Origin of the sequence: Agrobacterium sp. GD03872 (assembly GCF_029840625.1) — a bacterium.
Lineage (GTDB): Bacteria > Pseudomonadota > Alphaproteobacteria > Rhizobiales > Rhizobiaceae > Agrobacterium > Agrobacterium fabrum_A.
The window spans coordinates 70060-92671 of sequence record NZ_JAOCCY010000003.1 but is presented as its reverse complement, the minus strand read 5'-3'; the positions used below and the strand labels follow the sequence as shown (position 1 = coordinate 92671).

23 protein-coding genes are annotated in these 22612 nt (G+C 60.5%); 10 read left to right on the top strand and 13 right to left on the bottom strand.

Going from position 1 to position 22612, the window contains the following annotated elements; all coding sequences use genetic code 11:
* Window positions 1-13: 13 nt before the first annotated feature.
* Window positions 14-622, top strand: coding sequence for a pyridoxamine 5'-phosphate oxidase family protein (locus N5D22_RS07955; RefSeq protein WP_279657279.1), 609 nt, complete (start codon window positions 14-16; stop codon window positions 620-622).
* Between the two features lie 139 nt (window positions 623-761).
* Here the strand turns inward: N5D22_RS07955 and N5D22_RS07950 are convergent, their stop codons facing one another.
* The 8 genes from N5D22_RS07950 to N5D22_RS07915 form a co-directional block, all read right to left on the bottom strand.
* On the bottom strand, window positions 762-1832 hold the full coding sequence (locus N5D22_RS07950; RefSeq protein WP_279657280.1) for a GGDEF domain-containing protein: 1071 nt from the start codon (window positions 1830-1832) through the stop codon (window positions 762-764).
* A 498-nt stretch (window positions 1833-2330) separates the two neighbouring features.
* A complete protein-coding gene (gene glp / locus N5D22_RS07945) occupies window positions 2331-3548 on the bottom strand; it encodes a gephyrin-like molybdotransferase Glp (protein WP_279657281.1) in 1218 nt (405 codons plus the stop codon).
* A complete protein-coding gene (gene moaC / locus N5D22_RS07940; RefSeq protein WP_279657283.1) occupies window positions 3549-4040 on the bottom strand; it encodes a cyclic pyranopterin monophosphate synthase MoaC in 492 nt (163 codons plus the stop codon).
* A 7-nt stretch (window positions 4041-4047) separates the two neighbouring features.
* Entirely contained in the window at window positions 4048-4863 is an 816-nt protein-coding gene (gene trpC / locus N5D22_RS07935; RefSeq protein WP_279657284.1) for an indole-3-glycerol phosphate synthase TrpC, read from the bottom strand.
* A gap of 18 nt (window positions 4864-4881) precedes the next feature.
* Window positions 4882-5916, bottom strand: a complete 1035-nt coding sequence (gene trpD, locus N5D22_RS07930) for an anthranilate phosphoribosyltransferase (protein WP_279657285.1) — start codon at window positions 5914-5916, stop codon at window positions 4882-4884.
* A gap of 16 nt (window positions 5917-5932) precedes the next feature.
* The gene (locus N5D22_RS07925; RefSeq protein WP_279657286.1) at window positions 5933-7825 is read right to left on the bottom strand and encodes a SurA N-terminal domain-containing protein; all 1893 of its coding nucleotides are present in this window, start codon (window positions 7823-7825) and stop codon (window positions 5933-5935) included.
* A 270-nt stretch (window positions 7826-8095) separates the two neighbouring features.
* Window positions 8096-8230 (bottom strand): hypothetical protein, encoded by a 135-nt coding sequence (locus N5D22_RS07920; protein ID WP_279657287.1) that lies wholly within the window; start codon window positions 8228-8230, stop codon window positions 8096-8098.
* 41 nt (window positions 8231-8271) lie between these two features.
* Window positions 8272-8451 (bottom strand): hypothetical protein, encoded by a 180-nt coding sequence (locus N5D22_RS07915; protein WP_003503030.1) that lies wholly within the window; start codon window positions 8449-8451, stop codon window positions 8272-8274.
* Window positions 8452-8888: 437 nt separating this feature from the next.
* Here N5D22_RS07915 and coaD point away from each other — a divergent pair, with 437 nt between their 5' ends.
* The 6 genes from coaD to N5D22_RS07885 all read left to right on the top strand — a co-directional run bounded on the left by coaD (window position 8889) and on the right by N5D22_RS07885 (window position 14174).
* On the top strand, window positions 8889-9383 hold the full coding sequence (coaD, locus tag N5D22_RS07910) for a pantetheine-phosphate adenylyltransferase (protein WP_279657289.1): 495 nt from the start codon (window positions 8889-8891) through the stop codon (window positions 9381-9383).
* A 28-nt stretch (window positions 9384-9411) separates the two neighbouring features.
* Entirely contained in the window at window positions 9412-9981 is a 570-nt protein-coding gene (locus N5D22_RS07905; RefSeq protein WP_279657290.1) for a peptidylprolyl isomerase, read from the top strand.
* Between the two features lie 36 nt (window positions 9982-10017).
* Entirely contained in the window at window positions 10018-10527 is a 510-nt protein-coding gene (locus N5D22_RS07900) for a peptidylprolyl isomerase (protein ID WP_020810245.1), read from the top strand.
* A gap of 239 nt (window positions 10528-10766) precedes the next feature.
* Complete coding sequence (gene queA / locus N5D22_RS07895) at window positions 10767-11849, top strand: tRNA preQ1(34) S-adenosylmethionine ribosyltransferase-isomerase QueA (protein ID WP_279657293.1); 1083 nt, start codon at window positions 10767-10769, stop codon at window positions 11847-11849.
* Window positions 11849-12979, top strand: coding sequence for a tRNA guanosine(34) transglycosylase Tgt (gene tgt, locus N5D22_RS07890; protein WP_269341215.1), 1131 nt, complete (start codon window positions 11849-11851; stop codon window positions 12977-12979). The genes queA and tgt overlap by 1 nt, the downstream gene beginning before the upstream one ends.
* A 37-nt stretch (window positions 12980-13016) precedes the next feature.
* Window positions 13017-14174: an aminodeoxychorismate synthase component I gene (locus N5D22_RS07885; RefSeq protein ID WP_279657297.1), complete on the top strand. Its 1158-nt coding sequence runs from the start codon at window positions 13017-13019 to the stop codon at window positions 14172-14174.
* Between the two features lie 261 nt (window positions 14175-14435).
* Here the strand turns inward: N5D22_RS07885 and N5D22_RS07880 are convergent, their stop codons facing one another.
* The 5 genes from N5D22_RS07880 to N5D22_RS07860 form a co-directional block, all read right to left on the bottom strand.
* Window positions 14436-15713, bottom strand: a complete 1278-nt coding sequence (locus N5D22_RS07880; protein WP_279657298.1) for a type III PLP-dependent enzyme — start codon at window positions 15711-15713, stop codon at window positions 14436-14438.
* Complete coding sequence (locus N5D22_RS07875; protein ID WP_279657299.1) at window positions 15697-17229, bottom strand: AMP-binding protein; 1533 nt, start codon at window positions 17227-17229, stop codon at window positions 15697-15699. The genes N5D22_RS07880 and N5D22_RS07875 overlap by 17 nt, the downstream gene beginning before the upstream one ends.
* Complete coding sequence (locus N5D22_RS07870; RefSeq protein WP_279657300.1) at window positions 17226-17489, bottom strand: acyl carrier protein; 264 nt, start codon at window positions 17487-17489, stop codon at window positions 17226-17228. The genes N5D22_RS07875 and N5D22_RS07870 overlap by 4 nt, the downstream gene beginning before the upstream one ends.
* Before the next feature lie 105 nt (window positions 17490-17594).
* Complete coding sequence (locus N5D22_RS07865; RefSeq protein ID WP_347881156.1) at window positions 17595-18335, bottom strand: hypothetical protein; 741 nt, start codon at window positions 18333-18335, stop codon at window positions 17595-17597.
* A gap of 289 nt (window positions 18336-18624) precedes the next feature.
* On the bottom strand, window positions 18625-19752 hold the full coding sequence (locus N5D22_RS07860; protein ID WP_279657302.1) for an S-(hydroxymethyl)glutathione dehydrogenase/class III alcohol dehydrogenase: 1128 nt from the start codon (window positions 19750-19752) through the stop codon (window positions 18625-18627).
* Window positions 19753-20250: 498 nt separating this feature from the next.
* On the opposite strand from N5D22_RS07860, the gene N5D22_RS07855 reads away from it, so the two are divergent.
* Genes N5D22_RS07855 through N5D22_RS07845 form a run of 3 tightly spaced genes read left to right on the top strand, consistent with a single transcriptional unit; the run spans window position 20251 to window position 22590 of the window.
* Window positions 20251-21453: a pilus assembly protein gene (locus N5D22_RS07855; RefSeq protein ID WP_279657303.1), complete on the top strand. Its 1203-nt coding sequence runs from the start codon at window positions 20251-20253 to the stop codon at window positions 21451-21453.
* Complete coding sequence (locus N5D22_RS07850) at window positions 21440-22015, top strand: TadE/TadG family type IV pilus assembly protein (RefSeq protein ID WP_279657304.1); 576 nt, start codon at window positions 21440-21442, stop codon at window positions 22013-22015. The genes N5D22_RS07855 and N5D22_RS07850 overlap by 14 nt, the downstream gene beginning before the upstream one ends.
* Entirely contained in the window at window positions 22012-22590 is a 579-nt protein-coding gene (locus N5D22_RS07845) for a TadE/TadG family type IV pilus assembly protein (RefSeq protein WP_279657305.1), read from the top strand. Before N5D22_RS07850 ends, N5D22_RS07845 begins: the two co-directional genes overlap by 4 nt.
* Window positions 22591-22612: the final 22 nt, after the last annotated feature.

Sequence of the window (22612 nt, the reverse complement as noted above, 5' to 3'; positions counted from 1 at the left end):
GATAGGAACGGATATGACGACCATCCGCACGATTGAGGAATTGAAGGCCATCTATGACGGCACCAGCGAGGCGTCGATCGCCAAGGTGACAGCCACGCTGACGGTTGAATACAGGCTGATGATCGAGGCCTCGCCCTTTCTGGCGCTGGCGACGGTCGGGCCGGAAGGCATGGACTGTTCGCCGCGCGGCGACAAGGGCGGCGTGGTCAGGGTGGCGGATGACAGGACGGTGCTGCTGCCGGACTGGCGCGGCAATAACCGCGTCGATTCGCTTCTGAACATCGTGCGCGATCCGCGTGTGGCGCTGATGTTCCTGATCCCCGGCTCGAATACGACGATGCGCATCAATGGCCGCGCCGTCGTCTCCGTCGACCCCGATCTGCTCGAAAGCTTCGAGATGGACGGCAAACACCCGCGCACCGTCATCGTGGTGACGATTGACGAGGTTTATTTCCAGTGCGCCCGGGCGCTGATGCGCTCGGAACTGTGGAACCCCGATCATTTCATCGACCCGGCCTCGCTTCCGACACCCGGTCTTCTGCTCAAGGCGGCCAAGGCTGAATTCGATCAGGAGACCTATGACCGGGAATGGGCGGCGCGGGCGGCGAAGACCATGTGGTGAGGCGTCATTTGCCGCGGTAACAGGTTGCGCACTTAACAGGGCGTGCGCCGCTTATATCAAACCGCCCTCATTCCTGTGACAAGCACAGGAATGAGGGCGAGAGGGCGCTGCATTCGATGCTACCTACCAGTGTCGCTCCTCACGCCCGATAGATCAGCCAGTTCTTGCCGGTATAGTTCTTCTGCATGCCGTCCTCGTAATAGACGGAGCGGTTCCGGCCGGTTTCCTTGGCATGGTAGAGCGCGGTATCGGCATGGCCGTAAAGCTCGCTCGGATTGCTGGCCTGTGCGGCGGAAGCGAAGCCGAGGGAAATCGTCACAGTACCGTAGTCGGCGCCCGATCTCGAATTGCGGAAGGGCGTGCTTTCCAGCGACAGGCGGATGCGCTCGCACATCACCATCACCTCTTCCGGTGTGTTGCCATCGAGAATGATGGCGAATTCCTCGCCGCCGCTTCGGGCGACAAAACCATCCTTGCGGACATTGGCGCGGATGACCGAGGCGACGGTGGCGAGAATCTTGTCGCCGACCGGATGGCCGAACGTGTCGTTGATCCGCTTGAAGTGATCGATATCGAGCAGGACGAGCGTGGTATATTGCAGGCCGATGGAGCTGTCATAAATCGAAGCCAGCCGGTCGTCGAAGGCGCGCCGGTTGGCAAGACGCGTCAGCGAATCGGTATTGGCGATGCGCTTGTATTCGTCGAGCTCGAGGCGCACCTGGTGCATTTCCTCGGCATGGCGGTTGACGTCGTTGAAGGCCTTTTCGCCGTCGATGATTTTCGTGCCGGTGGCTTCGGCCAGCAGGGCGATGGCGTTCCGCAGAATGTTGCTGCTGGCGGCGTTCTTGTCGTCGATGCGCTGGCGGGTCTCGCCGAGAATCCTGTTGTAGTTCTCGATGGAGGATTGTTCGCGCCTCAGGGTTCCCAGCAGGCCCTCCAGTTCGCGCCGCAGCTTCTCATGCGCGTCGTCGATCGACCGTGAAGGATTGCCTTCTCCGTAACGCAGGGACAGTTCGTCCAGGTCCTCCTGGGTGACGCGGTTTCCAAGCGCCGCCAGATCTTTCGTCAGCGCCGGGTTGGAGCCGATATAGGCTTCGTAAAAAAGGCTGTAGTTACGCGGGATCGGCGAAACACCCATGCTCCGCATGGCGTAGGCAATCTGCCCGGCAATGTCGGGTCCCGTGGTTTTGGGCGTGGATGCCGTGTTCATCAAGAAACTCCAGTGAGTCTGCTTATCGACTATGATTATTATTATGAAGCTCGTTTTGGAAAGCTTAATTTATGGGAAACTAATTTTTGTTCCCGAAAACTTCATTTTCTCCGTTTTTTATCTTATTTAATTGATAATTATAAGTAATTTTCATTTTGAAGAATTCCGGAAAATTTTCTCTCTACTGTTCGTCTTGGTGACAGCATCACATTTATTCTGTCAATCCCAATAACGGGATTCGTGTGATTTATTTTGGCACAACAATGCGTGGAGATATTCCCCCGGCAGGAAGAGATGACGGCTTTTGAATTGATCGACACTCCGCCGGCCAGCGGTTTTTTTTGCCATTCGTATCAGGATACAGGAATGTTACAGTTTTATTTGAAATTTTGACGCCGCGCGGGAGGCGCGGTGCAGTTCTCTAATGGCGGGGCAGTTTTCGGCAGGTGTCGCGGGGGCTCACGCTGCCGGTCGCGGGCTCCGCCGCCGCCTGCACAATCAGGATTTCAGCCTGATGACCGGGCATTCCGTCCCGGCCTCGACCTCGGGCGCGTGCGGCGGACGCACGATCAGCCCATCGGAATGGGCCAATATCTTCATCATCGATGAATCCTGTTTCGCATAGGCTTCCGCCACCAGCGCGCCGTTTGCATCCGTGCTGAATCGGGCGCGCAGATAGTCCTGCCGATGGTCGTTCTCCTTCAGCGGCGCGGCGGTGCGGGCGGTGGCGGCGCGCTGCAGCGGCGCGCGGCGGGCGATCCGGCGGATCAGCGGCTCCAGGAACAGCAGGCTGCAGACGAGGCTGGCCACCGGGTTGCCGGGCAGGCCGAGAACCTGCATGTTGCCGATGGCGCCGACCATCAGCGGTTTTCCCGGACGCATGGCGATGCGCCAGAAATCGAGCTGCATGCCTTCCGCCTTCAAGGCCGCCTGCACGAGGTCGTGGTCGCCGACGGAGGCACCGCCGAGCGTCACCAGCACATCCACCCTTGAGGCAACGGCCCTGCCGATGGCGGCGCGGATGAGCCTCTCGTCATCGGCAATGATGCCGAGATCGACAACCTCCGCACCCGCCTGCCGGGCAAGGGCTGCGACGCCGAACGTGTTGGAGGCGATGATCTGGGCCGGCTGCGGCGTGCTTCCCGGCGGCAGCAATTCGTCACCGGTGGCAAGGATGGCGATCCGCGGCCTGCGGTAGACGGAAAGTGCCGCGTGGTTCATGGCTGCGGCGAGTGTCAGGTCGGCAAAACAGAGTTCCCGACCGGCTTGCAGAACCGTTTCTCCCTCGGCGAAATCCTGCCCGCGCGGGCGAATGTGTCGCCCGGCGGCGACAGCGAAGGTGGTGCGGATTTTTCCGCCCTCCAGCACCTCGGCGTCTTCCTGAATGAGAATCGCATCTGCACCCTGCGGCACGGGCGCGCCGGTGAAGATGCGCACGGCTTCGCCTTCGCCGACGGCGCCGGGAAAAGCGTGGCCGGCCGCCGCCTGGCCGATGACGGTGAAGATCGAGCCGATATCGGGCGCATCGGCGCTGCGCAGCGCATAGCCGTCCATGGCCGAGGCATCGAAGGGGGGCTGGGTGAGGCGTGCGGTCAGGTCGGCTGCAAGAACCCGGCCATCACATTCGGCAAGCGGCAGCATCTCGCTTTCCGTTACCGGAGCCGCCGCTTCCAGAAGGCGCCTTGTGGCATCATCTACGGGCAGCAGCGGTTTCATTCAGCTCTCCTGCCGGCGAAAATCGCCGGATTTGCCGCCGCTCTTTTCCAGCAGGCGGATATTGACGATTTCCATCGCCTTGTCGGCGGCCTTGGCCATGTCATAGATCGTCAGGCAGGCGATGGAAACGGCGGTCAGCGCTTCCATTTCCACACCGGTCTTGCCCGACAGTTTCACCATCGCCTCGACCCTCAGACCGGGCAGGGCGGCGTCTTCGGTAATGTCCACCGCGACCTTGGTCAGCATCAGCGGGTGGCAGAGCGGGATGAGATTGGCCGTCTGCTTGGCGGCCATGATGCCGGCCAGCCGGGCTGTACCGATGACATCGCCCTTTTTGGCGTTGCCGTCGCGGATGAGCGCCAGCGTTTCCGGCTTCATCTTGACGAAGCCTTCGGCGACGGCCACACGGACGGTCTCGGCCTTGTCGCCGACATCGACCATGTGCGCCTCGCCGGAGGCGTCGATATGGGTGAGCTTCTGGCCGTCGCTCATCGGGATATTATTCCGCTGCCAGAATGCCGGACCGGCCTGTCAGAAGGGCTTTGGTGGCCGCCGCCACATCGTCCTTGCGCATCAGGCTTTCGCCGACGAGGAAGGTGCTGATGCCGCTTTTTTCGAGACGCTTACAATCCTCATGGGTGAAGATGCCGCTTTCGCCGACCAGCAGCTTGTCGGCGGGTACGAGACCAGCCAGCTTCTCGCTGGTTTCGAGGCTGACTTCGAAGGTGCGCAGGTTGCGGTTGTTGATGCCGAGAAGCGGCGAGGCGAGCTTCAGCGCCCGTTCGGTTTCTTCCGCATCATGCACCTCGACCAGCACGTCCATGCCGAGCGCGAAAGCCTCGTCTTCAAGGCGTTTTGCCTCGTCGTCGGAGAGTGATGCCATGATGAGGAGAATGCAGTCCGCGCCCCAGGCGCGGGCCTCGTGCACCTGATAGGTGTCGAACATGAAATCCTTGCGCAGCGCCGGCAGGGCGCAGGCATTGCGGGCGGCGGTCAGGAATTCCGGCGCGCCCTGAAAGCTTGGGCTATCCGTCAGCACGGACAGACAGGCGGCGCCGCCGGCCTCATAGGCGGCTGCCAGCGCCGGCGGGTCGAAATCGGGGCGGATCAGGCCCTTGGAGGGGCTTGCCTTCTTGATTTCGGCGATCAGGCCGAACTTGCCCTCGGCCTGTTTTGCCCGAAGCGCCCTGTAGAAACCGCGCGGCGCGCTCTGGCCTGCGGCCATCGCCTTGAGATCGGCCAGCGAGACCTTCGCCTTGGCGGCGGCGATTTCCTCGCGCTTGTAAATTTCGATCTTTTTCAGAATGTCGCTCATGATCTCGCTCTCATTCCTTTAATGGTCGGCCTGCCCGGGGTCGGCTTCGTTGGATACGGCGACCAGACGGTCGAGCGCGGCGGCGGCCTTGCCGCTGTCGAGCGCCTCGCTCGCTATGGTCATGGCCTGACCCAGCGTTTCCGCCTTGCCGGCGATGACGAGCGCCGCAGCCGCGTTGCAGAGCGACACGTCACGATAGGCATTGCGCTTGCCCGACAGGACGTCGCGCAAGGCCGCAGCATTGGCAATGCCGTCGCCACCCTTGAGGTCGGCCATTACAGCAACGTCGACGCCGAAATCTTTCGGGGTCAGATCGAAGGTGCGGATCTTGCCGCCTTCCAGCGCCGCCACATGGGTGACGCCGGTGGTGGTGACTTCATCCATGCCGTCGCCATGCACGACCCAGATGCTTTCCGAACCGAGATCGCGCAGCACTTCGGCAAGCGGCACCAGCCAGCGTGGCGAAAAGACGCCGAGCAGCTGCCGTTTGGCGCCGGCCGGGTTGGAGAGCGGGCCGAGCAGGTTGAAGATCGTCCTTGTGCCGAGTTCGACCCGGCTCGGGCCGACATGGCGCATGGCGGAATGGTGCATCTGCGCGAACATGAAGCCGAGACCCGCCTCCGCGATGCAGCGGGCGATGAGATCGGGACCGATATCCAGCTTCACGCCGAGCGCGGACAAGGCGTCCGCCGTGCCGGATTTGGAGCTCAGCGCCCGGTTGCCATGCTTGGCGACCGGCAGGCCCGTGCCGGCGACGATGATCGAGGCCAGCGTCGAGATGTTGTAGGTGCCGATGCCGTCACCGCCGGTGCCGACGATATCGATGGCATTGGCGGGGGCCGAAACGGGCAGCATGCGGGAACGCATGGAGGAGACGGCGCCGACGATCTCGTCCACCGTTTCCCCGCGCACGCGCAGCGCCATCAGGAAACCGCCGATCTGCGACGGCGTGGCTTCGCCCGACATCAGAATGTCGAAAGCCGTTCGCGATTCCTCACGGTTCAGGCTTTCTCCATTTGCGACCTTGGCGATCAGCGGCTTCAGTTCGGCCATGGTTTCCGCCCCCCGGTCAGAAGCCGACCATCGCCTGATCGGCGAGGGCCTGGTTGATGGTGACACCATAGTCATTCTGCAGGCGGTTGACCATCTGGTCCAGCATATCGTCGCCGGCCGCGCGGGCGATGGCGTTGAACTGCTGGTCGTCATTGGCGAGCGCGTCGGCAGGCGCATCGGTGTCAACGGAGGTGACCTTGAAGAGAATGCGGCTGGAACCCTCTGCGTCCGCCGCCGTGCCAACCACGCCTTCAGCGCCGGAGAAGACGGCGGCGATTGTCTGGCGGCCAAAAATCGCGTCCTCGCTGGTGCGGCGCAGGCCGGATTTCTGCTCGACGGCAAGGCTCAGTTCGCCGGCCACGGCCTCAAGGGTCTCGCCCTTTTCAACACGGGCCTTCAGCTCGTCGGCCTTGGCGGCAAGCGCGGTGCGCTGCTGCTCCGCCGTCCAGTCGGCCACGACATCGTCGCGGACTTCGGCAAGCGTGCGGTCGCGGGCGGCGATGATCTGGTCGACATCGAACCAGATGTAACCTTCGCGGCCGAGATTGATCGGCAGGGCTTCGGTGCCGGGTTCGGTCTTGAAGACTTCCTGCGCCAGCTGCGGCGAGGGCAGACCCTGTACGGCGTCACCCTTTTCATCGAGGCCGGCGGCGTCGATGGCGGCGATGGTGACGGGTTTCAGGTTCAGCTGCTGCGCCGCATCGGCAAGCGAGGAGCCGCCGGCACGCAGATCTTCGTAACGGTCGTGCACATTGGTGATTTCTTCCGCGGCGGCGGCGGTGGCGAGATCCTTGCGGATATCTTCCTTGGCCTCGTCCAGCGTGCGGGTGGTTTCCGGCTTGATGCCGGTGACGCGCAGGATGACCGGGCCGAAGGAGCCTTCGACCGCCGGCGACACGCCGCCATCCTTCTGGATGGCGAAGGCGGCATCGGCGATCGACTGGTCGGGGATGGTATCCCTGGTGAATTCGCCAAGCGTGACGTCGGAGGCGGTCTTGCCCTGATCCTTCACCACCTGGTCATAGGTGGTGTTGCCGAGGCGGATTTGCTCGGAGGCGGCGGCGGCCATTTCCTTTTCCGGGAAGGTCAGCTGTTCAACCGTGCGGCGGCCGGCGGTGCGGAAGCTGTCCTTGTGGCTTTCATAATAATCGGCGATCTGCGCGTCGGTCACCGATGCCGGCTCGGCAATGTCTGCTGGTTCGAGCTTCACATAGGTGAACTTGCGGAATTCCGGTGCGCGATATTTCGTCTTGTTGGTCTCGAACCACGGCGTGAGCACGTCGTCGCCCGGCGCCATGACCGGCGGGATGACGGCATTGGAGAGAATGACGTAATCGACCGCGCGCTGCTCGTTGCGATATTGCTTCAGCGCATCCACCAGCACCTGCGGTGCGGCAAAACCATCCGACACGGCTTCGACGATCTGGCTTCTGACGGCAACCTTGCTGCGTTCCTTGATATAGTCGTCCTCGCGGAAGCCGGAATTGCGCAGGCGCTCGCTGAACAGGTTGCGGTCGAACTGGCCGTTGACCGACTTGAAGGCCGGGTCCTCGGCGATGAGATTGGCAAGGCGGTCTTCCGAAAGGCCGAGATTCATCTTGGAAGCCAGCTCATCGAGGGCGGCGCCTGCCGCAAGCTGGCTGAAGACCTGGCGGTCGATGCCGAAGGCCTTGGCCTGTTCGGTCGTCAGCCTTGTGCCGAACTGGCGGCTGAGATCGGAAATCTGGCGCTGATAGGCGAGGCGGAATTCCTCCGGGCTGACCGTCTGGTCGCCCACCGTCATGACGGCGTGGGAATTGGCGGTGACAAGCGATGCGGAGACGCCCCAGACGCCGAACGAAACAACAAGCAGGAGAAGCAGCAGCTTGGCTGCCATGGTTCGAGAAGCATTTCTCAGGGAATCGAGCATCGTTATGCAAACCTCACAGGAACGTCGTCGCGGTCGCCGGTTGTCCGGCCCGCAACGTATCGGGGTTCCTTAAATCAATCCAAACGGAAATTGAAGGGAATTTGCCTTGGAAAAACGGGGTTTTGAAAACGCTTATGTGATTGGGACGCGGTTTTTTCGCCGTCATCTTCGCCGCATCGCCCCTGCGAGGCGCAAAATAAAACCGCCCGGAGCGGCCAGGCGGTTGCGAAGAATCGTTTTTGAGACGGCCGTGAAGCCGGTCTTGCGCGCTCAGAAGGCGCGGTCGCGCCGGATCATATCCTTGAACTCCTCGTCTTCCCGCCGCATCTCGGTGACGACGGAGATCATTGACATCACGAACATGACGCTGATCAGGGCCAGAAGCATCGTCAGAAATGTGAACATGATATCGTCTCCGGGAGTTTCGAGGAAATTCTCCCCGCTACTCAGTAATAATTCATATACTGGTAACGGGCGGTCAGCTGCGGGTAGTCCGGTCCCTGGGTTTCAGGCTTCTGCTCATAAAGACTAAACGTCGTTGCTACCATTGCGATAACCAGTACTGTCCAGGCGGTGCTGATGACGCTGATTTTCGCCGAAGTAGACTGTTTTTCTCTTACAAACATCTGTCTGTTCCTTTGGTTTCTTGTTAACGCGCCACGTCCGATGATGTTCCGCGTCAATCGTAAAAATCGATTAGCATCGCCCCGGTGAAACTTCCTTGAATGGCTCGTTCATCTGGCGTTCAGGAAACTGGCTAAGGCCGTCATTCGAGAAAAAGATACTCGGCAGCGAATGATGCGATGATCGAAAGGACGATCATGAAGGCCAGCATTTTCAATTCTCCGGATGCTTAACGGGTGAGGGGCGTTTCGGTTTCCCGATGCTGTGCATTTAAACAAAATAGCTCTGAAACCGCCCTGAACGGCCCATTCATCCGGGGTTCACGCCATCGCCGCGCCTGTGTCCTCCGGTTATAAAGTCTTGCGCCGCGTGGCTCTCCATGACAAAAGGCGGGCACATGGTACCCAGCATCGAAGCGCGCCCACCATCTGAGAGCGATATGACGATTGCCTTTTATCCAGGATCATTCGATCCGATGACCAACGGACATCTTGATGTGCTTATCCAGGCGCTGAATGTGGCGTCGAAAGTCATCGTCGCCGTCGGTATCCACCCCGGCAAGGCGCCGCTGTTCAGCTTCGAGGAGCGGGCGGCGCTGATAAAGCAGGCGCTTGCCGAGCAGCTGCCGGGCGAGGCGGCGCGCATGGAGGTCGTCTCCTTCGACAATCTGGTCGTCGACGCCGCCCGCCAGCACGGCGCACGTCTTCTGCTGCGCGGCCTGCGCGACGGCACCGATCTCGATTATGAAATGCAGATGGCCGGCATGAACCGCCAGATGGCGCCCGATATCCAGACCGTGTTCCTGCCCGCCGGCACCTCGTCGCGACCCATTACAGCCACATTGGTCCGGCAGATCGCCGCCATGGGCGGCAATGTCGACGCCTTCGTGCCGAAAGCCGTGCTTGAAGCCCTCAACGCCAAGCTGAAGCGCTGACTTCAGCCTCACATTTGGAGCCAATCCGATGAAACTCGCTCGATTTGCCTTTGCCGGCGTCATGTTTGCCGGCGCGCTTGCCGCCAGCACCATCGCTTCCGCCGCCGAACTTCTGACCATCCAGCTGAAGGACGGTCCCGTTGTCATCGAGCTGGCGCCGGATGTCGCGCCGAAGCACGTGGCGCAGATCGAGGCGCTGGCCAAGAAGGGCGCTTATGACAACGTCGCCTTCCACCGCGTCATCGACGGTTTCATGGCGCAGACCGGCGACGTGCAGTATGGCAACATGGAGAAGGGTTTCAGCGCCCAGCGCGCCGGCACCGGCGGTTCCGACCTGCCTGACATCCCGGCCGAATTCTCCAAGGTTCCCTTCACGCGCGGCGTGGTCGGCATGGCCCGCTCGCAGGACCCGAATTCCGCCAATTCGCAGTTCTTCATCATGTTTGCCGACGGCCCGTTCCTGAACGGCCAATATACCGTGGTCGGCAAGGTCGTGTCCGGCATGGAAGCCGTGGACAAGATCAAGCGCGGCGCCGGCGGCAACGGCGAAGTTTCCAACCCCGACCGGATGATCAAGGTCACCGTCGGCAAGAAGTAAGGTAGGGCAATAGAGCCCGAACAGAGGAGAATAGTCATGGCCGAGATCAAGGATCCGGAAAACACCATCATCATGGAAACCACGACCGGCAAGGTCGTGATCCAGCTGCTGCCGGAAGTTGCTCCGGGCCACGTTGCCCGCATCAAGGAACTCGTATCGGAAGGCGCTTACGATGGCGTCGTTTTCCACCGCGTCATCGAAGACTTCATGGCCCAGACGGGCGACGTGAAATTCGGCAAGAAGGGTGCGGAAAGCTTCAACCCGGCCCGCGCCGGCATGGGCGGCTCCGACAAGCCGGACCTCAAGGCCGAGTTCTCCGCCATTCCGCACGTGCGCGGCACCTGCTCCATGGCCCGTTCGCAGAACCCGAACTCCGCCAACTCGCAGTTCTTCATCTGCTTCACGGATTCGCCGTGGCTCAACAAGCAGTACACCGTCTGGGGCCAGGTCATCGAAGGCATGGAAGCCATCGACAAGGTCAAGCGCGGCGAGCCGGTGAAGGATCCCGATTCGATCGTTTCCATCAAGCTCGCTTCTGCGGCTTAAGGTTAAAGAGTTTCTCCCGCCTTGCTGAACTGCAAGGCGGGCGGATGTTTTGCTGATGGAGTGTTCCTCGCACTCGACGTCATCCTCGGGCTTGACCCGAGGATCCACGACGTCGCCGGGTGATGGATCCTCGGGTCAAGCCCGAGGATGACGCCGAGTGCGAGGGAGCCCCTTCACCAACAACGACCCGCCGGCAGTTTGCTGCGAGGCGGGTTTTGATATTTTCGAGAGCCCCTTTCATGCGTGTAGACCTGTTCGATTTCGATCTGCCCGAGGAGAATATCGCCCTGCGCCCGGCGAACCCGCGCGACAGCGCGCGCCTGCTCGTTGTCGATCCGAATGAAAACCGCATGGAGGACCATCGCGTCTTTAACCTGCCGTCCTTGCTGCGGCCCGGCGATGCGCTTGTCTTCAACGACACCCGTGTCATCCCTGCCCAGCTGGAAGGCGTGCGGCTGCGCGAAGGCGCGCCGGAGACGGCGGTTTCGGCCACGCTGCACATGCGTGCCGACCAATCCCGCTGGAAGGCTTTCGCGCGTCCCGGCAAGCGCATCAAGCAGGGCGACCGCATCCGGTTCGGTTATGAGCGCGACAATGCCTGCGGCCTTGCCCATCTGGAAGCCACCGTCGAGGAGAAGGGTGAGGAGGGTGAGATCACGCTGCTGTTCGACGTCTCCGGCCCTGTTCTGGACGAGGCGATTGCGTCGGTCGGCCATATTCCCCTGCCGCCCTATATTGCCGCGAAACGCCCGGAAGATGCGCAGGACCAGACCGATTACCAGACCATCTATGCCCGCGAAAAGGGCGCTGTCGCTGCCCCCACGGCCGGGCTGCATTTCACGCCCGATCTGTTCGAAGCGCTTGATAAGGTAGGTATCGAGCGGCATTTCGTAACACTTCACGTTGGGGCAGGCACCTTCCTTCCGGTGAAGTCCGACGATACCGACGACCACAAGATGCATTTCGAGATCGGCCATGTGTCGCAGGAAACCGCGACAAGGCTCAACGCCGTCAAGGCGCGCGGCGGGCGCATCGTCTGTGTCGGCACCACATCGCTGCGCCTGATTGAAAGCGCGGCCGACGATAACGGCGTTATCCACCCATGGTCCGACGCCACCGGCATCTTCATCACGCCCGGATACCGTTTCCGCGCGGTCGATATTCTGATGACCAATTTCCACCTGCCGAAATCGACGCTGTTCATGCTCGTTTCGGCTTTCTGCGGTCTCGAAACGATGCGTGACGCTTACAGGCACGCCATCGAAACCGGATACCGCTTCTATTCCTATGGCGATTCCAGCCTGTTGTTCCGGAAAAACTGATGCACGACAAATTCACCTTCACCCTGAAAGCCACGAGCGGCGGCGCGCGCCTCGGCGAAGTCGCCATGCCGCGCGGCGTCATCCGCACGCCCGCCTTCATGCCGGTCGGCACCGTCGGCACCGTCAAGGCCATGTATCTCGATCAGGTGCGCGAGCTGGGCGCCGATATCATTCTCGGCAATACCTATCACCTGATGCTGCGGCCCGGCCCGGAACGCGTCGCTCGTCTGGGCGGTCTGCATGAGCTGATCCGCTGGCCGCATCCGATCCTCACCGACAGCGGCGGCTTCCAGGTCATGTCGCTGTCCGGCCTGCGCAAGCTGGACGAGAAGGGCGTGACCTTCAAGAGCCATGTGGACGGCTCGCTGCACCACATGTCGCCGGAACGTTCCATCGAAATTCAGGGCATGCTCGATTCCGATATCCAGATGCAGCTTGATGAATGCATCGCGCTGCCGGCCGAGCGCAAGGAAATCGAGCGCGCCATGGAAATGTCGCTGCGCTGGGCGGAACGCTGCCGCGTCGCCTTCGGCGAACAGCCCGGCAAGGCCATGTTCGGCATCGTGCAGGGCGGCGACCAGCCGGACCTGCGTATCCGCTCTGCAGAGGGCCTCAAGCAGCTTGATCTCAAGGGTTATGCGGTCGGCGGCCTTGCCGTCGGCGAGCCGCAGGATGTGATGCTCGGCATGCTCGATATCACCCTGCCGGTGCTGCCCACCGAAAAGCCGCGTTACCTGATGGGCGTCGGCACGCCTGACGATATCCTGAAATCGGTGGCGCGCGGCATCGACATGTTCGACTGCGTGATGCCGACCCGTTCCGGCCGCCACGGGCTTGCCTTTACCCGTCGCGGCAAGGTCAATATCCGCAATGCTCGCCATGCCGAGGATATGCGCCCGCTGGACGAGCAGTCCAACTGCCCGGCCTCACGCGACTATTCCCGCGCCTATCTGCATCATCTCACCCGCGCCAACGAGGCGCTGGGCGGCATGCTGCTCTCCTGGCACAATCTTGCCTATTACCAGGAGCTGATGCAGGGTATTCGCAAGTCGATCGAGGAAGGCCGTTTCGCCGATTTTTACGCGGAAACCATTGAGATGTGGGCGCGGGGCGATATAGACCCGGTCTGATCCTTCCCGACCCTTTCTCCTGTTTCGGACGCTTTCCTTGGCACACGCGCCTTACGTTCTTTTCCGGGATGATTCGACCGGCACGGTGACAGCCTTCACCGAGCCGGAAGAGATCATCGTCGCGGATGAGCCGGCGTCGTTTTTTGCTGCGCTCAAGCGCTTGGAAGAGCTGCGCCGGGCCGGGAAGTACCTCGCCGGCTATATGTCCTACGAGGCGGGTTTCCTGTTCGAGCCGAAGCTTGCGCCTTTCGCGGACGAGCCTCGCAACGTGCCGTTTCTCAATTTCGGCGTCTTTTCCGGCCCGCAGCCGGATGAGGGGCGGTTTGCGCGCCCGGCAAATCTGCCGGATGCGGATACGTTTCTGTCCGATCCCGTGCCCGCATGGACCCTTCAAGACTATTGCCGGCGTTTCGACCGGCTGCATGACCATCTGCGTCGCGGCGACTGTTACCAGGGCAATCTGACCATGCCGGTCCATGCCCGCTGGAGCGGCGATCCGCTCACCGCCTTCTGGTCGCTGATCGAACGGCAGCCGGTGAAATATGGTGCGCTGGTCGATCTCGGCGGCCCGGTCATCCTGTCGCGCTCACCGGAACTGTTCTTCTCGGTTGACGGGGAAGGTTTCATCGAAACCCATCCGATGAAGGGAACGACGCCGCGCGGGGCGGATGCGGAGGAGGACAGGGCGATCATCGCGGCGATGCTGGCGGACGAAAAGACGCTGGCCGAAAACCGCATGATCGTCGATCTGCTGCGCAACGATATTTCCCGCATCGCCGAGGTCGGCAGCCTTCATGTGCCACGGCTGTTCGATATCGAGACCTATCCGACCGTGCACCAGATGGTCAGCCACGTCAGGGCCAAGCTTCTGCCTGACATAGCGGTGGAAGACATCTTCGCCGCGCTGTTTCCCTGCGGCTCCGTTACCGGCGCACCGAAAATGTGGGCGATGAAAATTCTGCGAGAGCTGGAAGCGACGCCGCGCGACGCCTATTGCGGCGCAATCGGCTTCATGTCTCCCAATGGCGACATGCGGTTCTCCGTGGCGATCCGCACGCTCAGCCTGTTTGACGACGGCCGCGCCGTCTTCAATGTCGGCGGCGGTATCGTGTTCGATTCCGTTGCCGAGGCGGAATATGATGAGTGTCTGCTGAAATCGAAATTCGCGGTGGGGGACAGGTTGTTGCGGGGATGATCGGGAAGGCCCTGACCGTTGGCGTATGCATTCTTAACGTCGGTCTTGTCACTTGTCGGCCGCAATACTCGCCTCCCTCATTCCTGTGCTTGTCACAGGAATCCAGCCAGCCCAAGTCCTTGGGCTGAAAAGACTTTCCCCGCCGCACGGACGTGCGTCGACTGGATTCCTGTGACAAGCACAGGAATGAGGGGGGAGGAAGCTATGACGTAAGCAACCAGATGTGTATCCGTAGAAAAATGGACTCCGGCTTTCGCGCCCTCAGCGCCCGATCACCTCAAACACGCCATCCTCCACCAGCACTTCCTTCGCCGCTGCATGGCTGAGAAAACCCGCAGGGCTGGCGCTGGCGCCATAGGCGCCCGATTGCAGGATGGCGAGGAGATCGCCGGCCTTGAGTTTCGGCAGCGCCGCATTGCGGGCGAGCGTATCGAGCGGCGTGCAGAGCGGGCCGACGATGGTTGCCGTCTCCTGATGCTCCGCCTGCATCATGGCAGGTGCGACGATGGGGTAGTTGCGCTTGACGATCTGGCCGAGATTGCCCGAGGCGGCGAGATGGTGGTGCATGCCGCCATCCGTCACCACGAAGGTGGTGCCGCGCGAGGTCTTTACCGAATTCACCTCCGCCACATAGAGGCCGCCGGGACCGGCGAGGAAACGGCCGGGTTCGACGATGACATGGGCGTCAGCTATCAGCGGATGCGCCTTCACAAGCGCCTTGAGGTCGGCAATGGCGGCACTGACTTTTTCAAGGTCGAGCGGCGTTTCGCCTGCGAAATAAGGAATGCCGAGACCGCCGCCGAGATCGATGGTTTCGAGCGGCCTGCCGAGCATCTCGGCCATGCGCGCGGCAAGGGAAATGCCGTGTCTCCACTGGGAGACAAGCATGTCGGCATCGAGAATCTGCGTGCCGCCGTAAATATGGACGCCGACGAGATCGATATGGCGGGCATCCCTGAAGAGCGGCAGGACGTTTTCCAGCTCTTCCTCATCGAAACCGAAGGCCGTGGCCTTGCCGCCCATGCGCATGGCGCCCGCCTGCGCATCCGGCACCGGATTGATGCGGATCGAAGCCTTTACCGGCCTGCCGACTGCCTCGATGCGGTCGATTTCCTCGGCGCTTTCGATGTGGATTTCGCCGATGCCGCCCTCGATCACTTCGCGCAGTTCGGCCATGCCCTTGCCGGGGCCGGCGAAGATGATGTTGCCAGGTGCGACACCCGCCTTGAGGGCGGCGCGATATTCGCCGACGGAGGCAATTTCCGCACCGGCGCCTTCCTGCCGGAAAAGCGAGACGATGGCGGGCAGGGGATTGGCCTTCACCGAATAATAGATGTCGGCAAAACCGGCGAGCGTCGCTTCGAGATCACGATAGGCGCGGCGCATGGCGCCGGCATCGTAGATGAAGCACGGCGTTCCGGTTTCGGCGACGATATCGCGCACGGGAAGTCCGCCGATCACCAGATCGTTTCCGTGGATATCGAATTGCCCTGCCGCAAAGGCCGGGCCGTGGCTCTGGGGTTTATCCGTTGGCGCCATTGTCCGTCCGTTCGCGCACCAGCGCGCGGTAATCGACCTTGCCATTCGCCGTTACCGGCAGTCGCTCGACCAGTTCGATGGCGCGGGGGATCATGAAGGGGGCGAGCATTTCGGCAGCCTTCTTCAGCGCGGCAGAAACATCGATATTCTCATTGGCCGAGGTTGCCACCGCATGGACCTTTTCGCCGGCAAACGGGTCCGGCAGGCCGATGACGGCCACCTGCTGGAAAAGCCCCGTCGACATCAGGCTTTCCTCGACCTCGGTCGGGCTGATGCGATAGCCCGACGATTTGATCATCGCATCGTTGCGGGCAACGAAGCTGAAGAAACCATCCTCGTCCTCCACGGCCAGATCGCCGGAATAACACACGGTTTCGCCGCCCAGCGTCGCCGGAATGAAGGGGTGGGGACGCAGCACCTTTGCCGTGTCTTCCGGCCGGTTCCAGTAACCCAGCGAGACGGTCGGGCCGCGATGGACGAGAATGCCGGGTTCACCCGGTTTTGCCCTCTGTCCCTCGGCGGTGACGATGAAGATTTCGCATTCGGGAATGGCCTTGCCGATGGAGGTCGGGCGGCGGTCGATTTCATCGGGCGGCAGGAAGGTGGAGCGAAAGGCTTCGGTGAGGCCGTACATCAGGTAGATTTTTGTATCCGGCAGCTTCTCGCGCAGCGCTTTTACGGTTTCCTGCGGCACGCGTCCGCCGGAATTGGTGATGTAGCGCAGATGCGGCAACGGCGTTTTTGCAAGCGACGGGGCCGCTTTCGTGAGGATCGCCCAGATCGTCGGCACGCCGGCGAGACCCGTGATGGCATGGTCGCGCAGGTCGCGGACGATCTCGTCGCCCAGCCGGAAAGTGGAGATAACAGTGGTTGCGCCCTGTTCCACCGCCGTCAGCAGCTGGTTCAGGCCATAATCGAAACTGAAGGGCAGGAGAGAGAGAATGCGGTCTTTTCCGGTAATCTCCAGATAGGTCCGCACGATGCGCGCGCCGGCCAGAAGATTGCGGTGCGACAGCATCACGCCCTTGGGCGAGCCGGTGGAGCCGGAAGTATAAAGAATGGCGGCCAGGTCCTCGCCGATTGCCGCCGAGGGGCGGGCGGGTGCGCCGGCACGGATTTCGATCTCTTCCGTCAGCAGCACCGTGACATCTGGAAGGCCTTCCAGCGCCGCTTTCAGCTCATCCATCATCGCGGCGTTGCTGATGACGATTTTCGCGCCGCAATCCCTGACGATATGGCGGATCTGCTGCGCTTTCAGCAGCGCATTGACCGGCACAAAGACGCCGGATGCCATGCTCACGCCGAAGATCGACCAGCATTCCTCGATGCCGCGCGGCAGATAGATGACGACGCGGTCTCCCCGCTCCACTCCGGCTTCCTGCAATGCCGCCGCGCAATTCGCCGTCGCCTGCGCGAATTCGCGATAATTCAGTGATCGGTCCTTGTGGACGAGGGCCTGATCGTCGCTCGCCGCGCGGGCGGCAAGAAGGTGGTGCAGCAGGAAATGGGGTGTCATTTCCTCCGTTCCCTGAGGACGAAGGTGATGAGATCGGCCGGCGTGCCGAGATTTTCCGGCGTGAAATGTTCGTCATCGAGCATGATGCCGAAACCTTCGCCGAGGAAGATCATCAATTCGAGGAAACCGAGCGAATCGATCACGCCGCCTTCGAGAAGCAGCGTATCGGCGGAAAAGGGGGCATAGGCGGGAAACCGGTTCGAGAGATAGGAATAGATCGTATCGGCAACGTCGATTTCGTTCTTTTTCGCTGCAATCATGCTTGTTCTCCGATTTCCCTCGTGTTTCCCATAAGACCGTCCGGATTGGCGCCTTGTCTTTAACGGCCAAGCTTCCGTCGGTTAGCACAGGGTTCACTAAAATACCTACGGTGGCAATAAAACCAACTCTGAGTATGCTTCGTTAATAAATCGTGGGTTCCATGCGCCTTTTACTTGTATTGGTGCAGATTTATGTGCTGCAAACCCGCCGATCTCTCGCTCTTCGCCAAGTGCAGCCATGGTCAGGGCAAGCCGGCCATGGCGAAGAAGGTGACGGGCAATTGCGGATAGGTGCCTTTGCGCGACCTTCCGGTCGTCGCAATGGATGAGGCGCGCCGACGGCAGTTTTTTGGTGGTGGTTTTCAGGAAGACCAGCGGGTAGTGCCGGTTCTCCGCCTCCATCACGGCCACGATGCAGCCGAGCCGGGCATGGTCTTCCAGCATCTCGCGCGTGTCGGCGGCGATTGTTTCCGGGTTTATTTCCGCAAGCGGGCGGAGCCGCGCGCTTGCCGGGCGAAGCGCTGCAAAGGGCAGCGGATAAAAAAGCGTGCAGTCGGTCACCGTCGCAAAGCCCAGCCTCTCATTCAGCTTGCAGGCTTCGGGAGAGGGGGTGAGATCGGTGAAGATTTCGTCGTCGCTGGATGAGGCCATCTGCAGCATGCGCGGTGCGAACCAGCGACAGGAGGGCTCGACATACCAGCTCGACAGATTGACGACGATCCTGCCCGTGCCGGGCAGGCGGCTTCTGAGCGTCAGCAGCACGCCTGCGGCATCGTCGCCCTTCATCAGCAATTGTCCGATCGGCCCCAGTTCGCGCCGCGCGTGATGTTCGCTGACGAGCGACAAACCGCGAGACCAGAAGGCCTCGCTCTTTTCCGGGAAACCTTTCGCCAAAAGGGCAACAGCGGCGACGCGGTTTCCGTTGTCGATCGGTACGATTTTCAGTGTCGCTCTCCGCTGGCTGGCGTCGTTTCTGCCGGGGAGGGACATTCAACTCCACCGCGTAGTATTGGCTTACGCCGATAAATTTACCGTCCCGTTAATCGCAATGGCTGCAGGAGGTTGGCGGCGATCACATTTGCATGAAAGGCGGACGCGTCCGCTTATGCGCGCCTCCGCCTCCATGTTTATCCGATCAATAGACCACGACGCCGCGAATGCTTTCGCCCTTATGCATCAGGTCGAAACCCTTGTTGATGTCTTCGAGCGGCATCGTATGGGTGATCATCGGGTCGATCTGGATCTTGCCTTCCATGTACCAGTCGACGATCTTCGGCACATCCGTGCGGCCGCGTGCGCCGCCAAAGGCGGTGCCCATCCAGTTGCGGCCGGTGACGAGCTGGAAGGGGCGCGTGGAGATTTCCTGGCCGGCGCCGGCAACGCCGATGATGACCGACTTGCCCCAGCCGCGATGCGAGGCTTCCAGCGCCTGACGCATGACCTTCGTATTGCCGGTGCAGTCGAAGGTATAGTCCGCGCCGCCGATCAGGTCGCCGTTGCGCTTCGTCATGTTGACGAGATAGGGCACGATGTCGTCGTCGACTTCCTTCGGGTTGACGAAGTGGGTCATGCCGAACTTCTCGCCCCAGGCCTTGCGGTCGGGGTTGATGTCGACGCCGATGATCATGTCCGCGCCGGCAAGGCGCAGGCCCTGCAGCACGTTGAGGCCGATGCCGCCGAGGCCGAAGACGATTGCGGTGGAGCCGATCTCAACCTTGGCGGTGTTGATGACAGCACCGATGCCGGTCGTCACGCCGCAGCCGATGTAGCAGACCTTGTCGAAGGGTGCGTCGGGATTGATCTTGGCGAGCGCGATCTCCGGCAGGACCGTATAGTTCGAGAAGGTCGAGCAGCCCATATAATGATGGATCTTGTCCTTGCCGATCGAGAAGCGCGAGGTGCCGTCGGGCATCACGCCCTGACCCTGGGTGGTGCGGATGGAGGTGCACAGATTGGTCTTGCGCGAGGTGCAGGAATAACATTCGCGGCATTCCGGCGTGTAGAGCGGAATGACATGGTCGCCCTTCCTGACCGAGGTGACGCCCGGTCCGACATCGACGACGACGCCCGCGCCCTCATGGCCGAGAATGGCCGGGAACAGGCCTTCCGGATCGGCGCCCGACAGGGTGAAATCGTCCGTATGGCAGATGCCGGTCGCCTTGACCTCAACCAGCACTTCGCCGGCGCGCGGGCCTTCGAGTTGAACGGTCATGACCTCAAGCGGCTTTCCGGCCTGAATGGCAACTGCGGCGCGAACGTCCATATCTTATCTCCTGGCATTGTCTTGTGATTGAACAGGGCTTGTTTTGCCCGAGCTTGGCTGGAGGGACAAGGGGCAAAGCCCGGTTTGTGTTTTCAGGGAAAGCCGTGGCTGCAAATCCCACGCTTCGATTGCTCGGCCAGATGCTCTGATGTCAATCCTCTAATTTACTTATTGATAAACTAAGCATATGAATTTGCTTCATATTTTTGATGTCCGGTTGAGCTTTGCTTTACGGTTTCCGTGTTATTTGACCCCTGCATTTTTAGTGGTCAGGCAAAGTTGCCCGAAAAGCGGCCCCGCCGGCGATCAACGAGCAATTTTCAAGCGACCGGCGACAGCCGGGTATTTTTAGCGTCGCATAAAGCCATGTCCGCCGCTTTTCACAGCGCGTCTTTCCCGTGGCGACGAGCGACATGAGACGGTGTTTTGATGATGAGCAGGCGATTAAAAAAGACAGCATGTAAAAGGGGCCTGTTTTCGTCGCTCCTCAAAGACCGCATGGGCGCCTTCGCCATCATGACCGCGCTGCTGCTGCCGGTCTTCATCATCCTGCTGGGGTTGCTTTTCGAAGGCGGCCGGGCGCTCGCCTATTATAACCAGTCAAAGCGTGTCATGGCGCTTGCGTGTGAACGCTCGACCAAGCCGACGCGAACGGATACGCCTGAAGACGCGGATCGTCGTCAAGCCGTGCTCTCGACTTTCGATGCGATGATCCAGTCTACAAAGCAGAAGGTGATCGGTCGCGATGTCGTCATTGATTGGCTGCGTACGGATGTCAGCGCCGAGTTCGGCTATAAACTGGCCTTCGCGAAGATGTTCGATCTCGATGAACTTAAGTATCGTTTGAACTACACGTGTGAGGGTATCCCGCCTTATCCTTATGACGGAGAAGTGCTGGTCAATAATGATTTTGAAAAGACCTCACTCGATAACGAGCGCGTCCTCAAAAACGGTATTTCGACGACTACACCCGGCGGTTGTTGGGGTATTTACCCATATACCGAGGTGGGTTGGCACGGTGGAACAGGTCCCGGCATCGAGTTGCAGGACTGGAGCAGTCCCTGCTGCCGCAAAATTCACGACTGGGAAGGTTACCCGAACGGATTCGCGCAACAAATCGAGAAAGACAAAGAAACCGCCAACGACAAGGCATGCGGCACTAAAGATTCAAACAAGGCGGCGGCTACTCGCAAAGATCTGATCGATTACTCCACGGGCAACAATACTTCCTTGCCTACGCGCTATGTGATTGAGTTGGACAGCGATTGGGGAACGGTCACGCAGGGGGGGAAGAAGCGGAAGGACGCAAACAGCTCCATATTCAAAACAGTGGAGCTTCATCCCGGTCAATATGAGATATCGGTCTGGTACAACGGTCGAAAGAGCCAATTTCCAAATCCGTCGGATGCCAAAAAGCCGATCACGGCGGAGCAGACGAACGGTATCGACGTCACCCTTCAGCAGCTTCGACCTCAATTGGGCGTCGTAAAAGAGGTATTCAACATGCGGCAGGGTCCCGGCATGGAAAATGCCATCGATCAGGCCATTAAGTGGCGCTACTACCAGAAGACATTCGCTGTGGATACCTATTCCGTCTACAAGCTCACCATCGCTGCATCGGGACTGAGCGACAGCGTCGGCGGCATCATCACCGGCTTCGAGCTGAGATATATCGGAAGGTACGGCGATGAGCGCCGGTAAATGCGTCGCAGATAAACGACAGGCAAACCGTCGAACGTTCCCCCGTTTCAAAATGTCACGGCTTGGTCTTTATCGGCGTTTCGTCGGTGACAGGCAGGCCGCGGCAGCTGTTGAGGTTGCGATACTGATGCCGGTCTTCCTCATTCTGATCTTCGGAATATTGGAAATCGGCCTATTGCTCCTTTATCATCTCTACCTGTCGACGGCCTCGAATGCGGGCATAGCCTATCTTCGTAAGGCGTCGACACAGCGGGAGCAGGTGACCGCAGACGCACTTCGACGTGCGATCGCAGACAACTTCATCGGGGCGGCGGATACTGAAACTCTGAAGATAACGCTTGCGCCAATAGCCGATGAGGATATTGCGGCGACGCCGATTTCCTTTCCGATCGTGAACCGCTTTCAGGCTCCGAGCAGTTCTGCTGGCCAATATATACTCGCGGTCGGCTACAACTGGGATTTCATCATGCCCACGACACATCTCCTTGTGCCCAAGTCTGGGGGCATCCGTCAGCTGCAGAACGTTTCGCTGGCCGTCACGGCTGTACGGGTGACGGAATGATCGGCCTTGGTTCGTATCGCGTCTCCCGGCTCTTTTCTTGCCGATCCGGCGCTGCGGCTGTCGAGATGGCGCTTCTGGCGCCGCTCCTCATCCTCTTTCTGGCGGTAGTTGTCGAAGTCGGGCGAGGTTGGATCAGTTATGATCGTTTTGTAACCGTGATCGACAATGCCGCCAGATGGTCGGCAAGATTTCCGGAGTTCGAGACACGGGTTAGAACGGGTATTTCCCAATTCGCGATCATTTCCGGAAACAGCATCCTTGAAATGGACAAGCTCAATCTCACCTTGAGAAGCGTCGAGTTGGTCGGTACCGCGCCGAAGGAGCAATTCAAGCCGCACAATTTCTTTGGTTCGGCCGAGGACGTGCCGTGGAAAAAGGCCGTGACTGACGGCAGATTTGGCCCCAAGGAAGCGATCATCGTTATTTCAGGCCGTTACAGCTACCGGCCGCTGTTTTCAATTTTGTTCGGAACGACAATCAGCTTCGAATATGTCGCCGCGGTCAACCCGTTCTTTTCAAGGCATTATCCCTATCAGACTGGCAAATCAGATTTTGGGAAATGGAATGTGATGTAACGGCGGTCGTTGCGGACTATAC

Coding starts and splice junctions, on each gene's coding strand:
- N5D22_RS07955 (WP_279657279.1), top strand. CDS start 14: ATGACGACCATCCGCACGATTGAGGAATTGAAGGCCATCTATGACGGC.
- N5D22_RS07950 (WP_279657280.1), bottom strand. CDS start 1,832: ATGAACACGGCATCCACGCCCAAAACCACGGGACCCGACATTGCCGGG.
- glp (WP_279657281.1), bottom strand. CDS start 3,548: ATGAAACCGCTGCTGCCCGTAGATGATGCCACAAGGCGCCTTCTGGAA.
- moaC (WP_279657283.1), bottom strand. CDS start 4,040: ATGAGCGACGGCCAGAAGCTCACCCATATCGACGCCTCCGGCGAGGCG.
- trpC (WP_279657284.1), bottom strand. CDS start 4,863: ATGAGCGACATTCTGAAAAAGATCGAAATTTACAAGCGCGAGGAAATC.
- trpD (WP_279657285.1), bottom strand. CDS start 5,916: ATGGCCGAACTGAAGCCGCTGATCGCCAAGGTCGCAAATGGAGAAAGC.
- N5D22_RS07925 (WP_279657286.1), bottom strand. CDS start 7,825: ATGCTCGATTCCCTGAGAAATGCTTCTCGAACCATGGCAGCCAAGCTG.
- N5D22_RS07920 (WP_279657287.1), bottom strand. CDS start 8,230: ATGTTCACATTTCTGACGATGCTTCTGGCCCTGATCAGCGTCATGTTC.
- N5D22_RS07915 (WP_003503030.1), bottom strand. CDS start 8,451: ATGTTTGTAAGAGAAAAACAGTCTACTTCGGCGAAAATCAGCGTCATC.
- coaD (WP_279657289.1), top strand. CDS start 8,889: ATGACGATTGCCTTTTATCCAGGATCATTCGATCCGATGACCAACGGA.
- N5D22_RS07905 (WP_279657290.1), top strand. CDS start 9,412: ATGAAACTCGCTCGATTTGCCTTTGCCGGCGTCATGTTTGCCGGCGCG.
- N5D22_RS07900 (WP_020810245.1), top strand. CDS start 10,018: ATGGCCGAGATCAAGGATCCGGAAAACACCATCATCATGGAAACCACG.
- queA (WP_279657293.1), top strand. CDS start 10,767: ATGCGTGTAGACCTGTTCGATTTCGATCTGCCCGAGGAGAATATCGCC.
- tgt (WP_269341215.1), top strand. CDS start 11,849: ATGCACGACAAATTCACCTTCACCCTGAAAGCCACGAGCGGCGGCGCG.
- N5D22_RS07880 (WP_279657298.1), bottom strand. CDS start 15,713: ATGGCGCCAACGGATAAACCCCAGAGCCACGGCCCGGCCTTTGCGGCA.
- N5D22_RS07875 (WP_279657299.1), bottom strand. CDS start 17,229: ATGACACCCCATTTCCTGCTGCACCACCTTCTTGCCGCCCGCGCGGCG.
- N5D22_RS07870 (WP_279657300.1), bottom strand. CDS start 17,489: ATGATTGCAGCGAAAAAGAACGAAATCGACGTTGCCGATACGATCTAT.
- N5D22_RS07860 (WP_279657302.1), bottom strand. CDS start 19,752: ATGGACGTTCGCGCCGCAGTTGCCATTCAGGCCGGAAAGCCGCTTGAG.
- N5D22_RS07855 (WP_279657303.1), top strand. CDS start 20,251: ATGGGCGCCTTCGCCATCATGACCGCGCTGCTGCTGCCGGTCTTCATC.
- N5D22_RS07850 (WP_279657304.1), top strand. CDS start 21,440: ATGAGCGCCGGTAAATGCGTCGCAGATAAACGACAGGCAAACCGTCGA.
- N5D22_RS07845 (WP_279657305.1), top strand. CDS start 22,012: ATGATCGGCCTTGGTTCGTATCGCGTCTCCCGGCTCTTTTCTTGCCGA.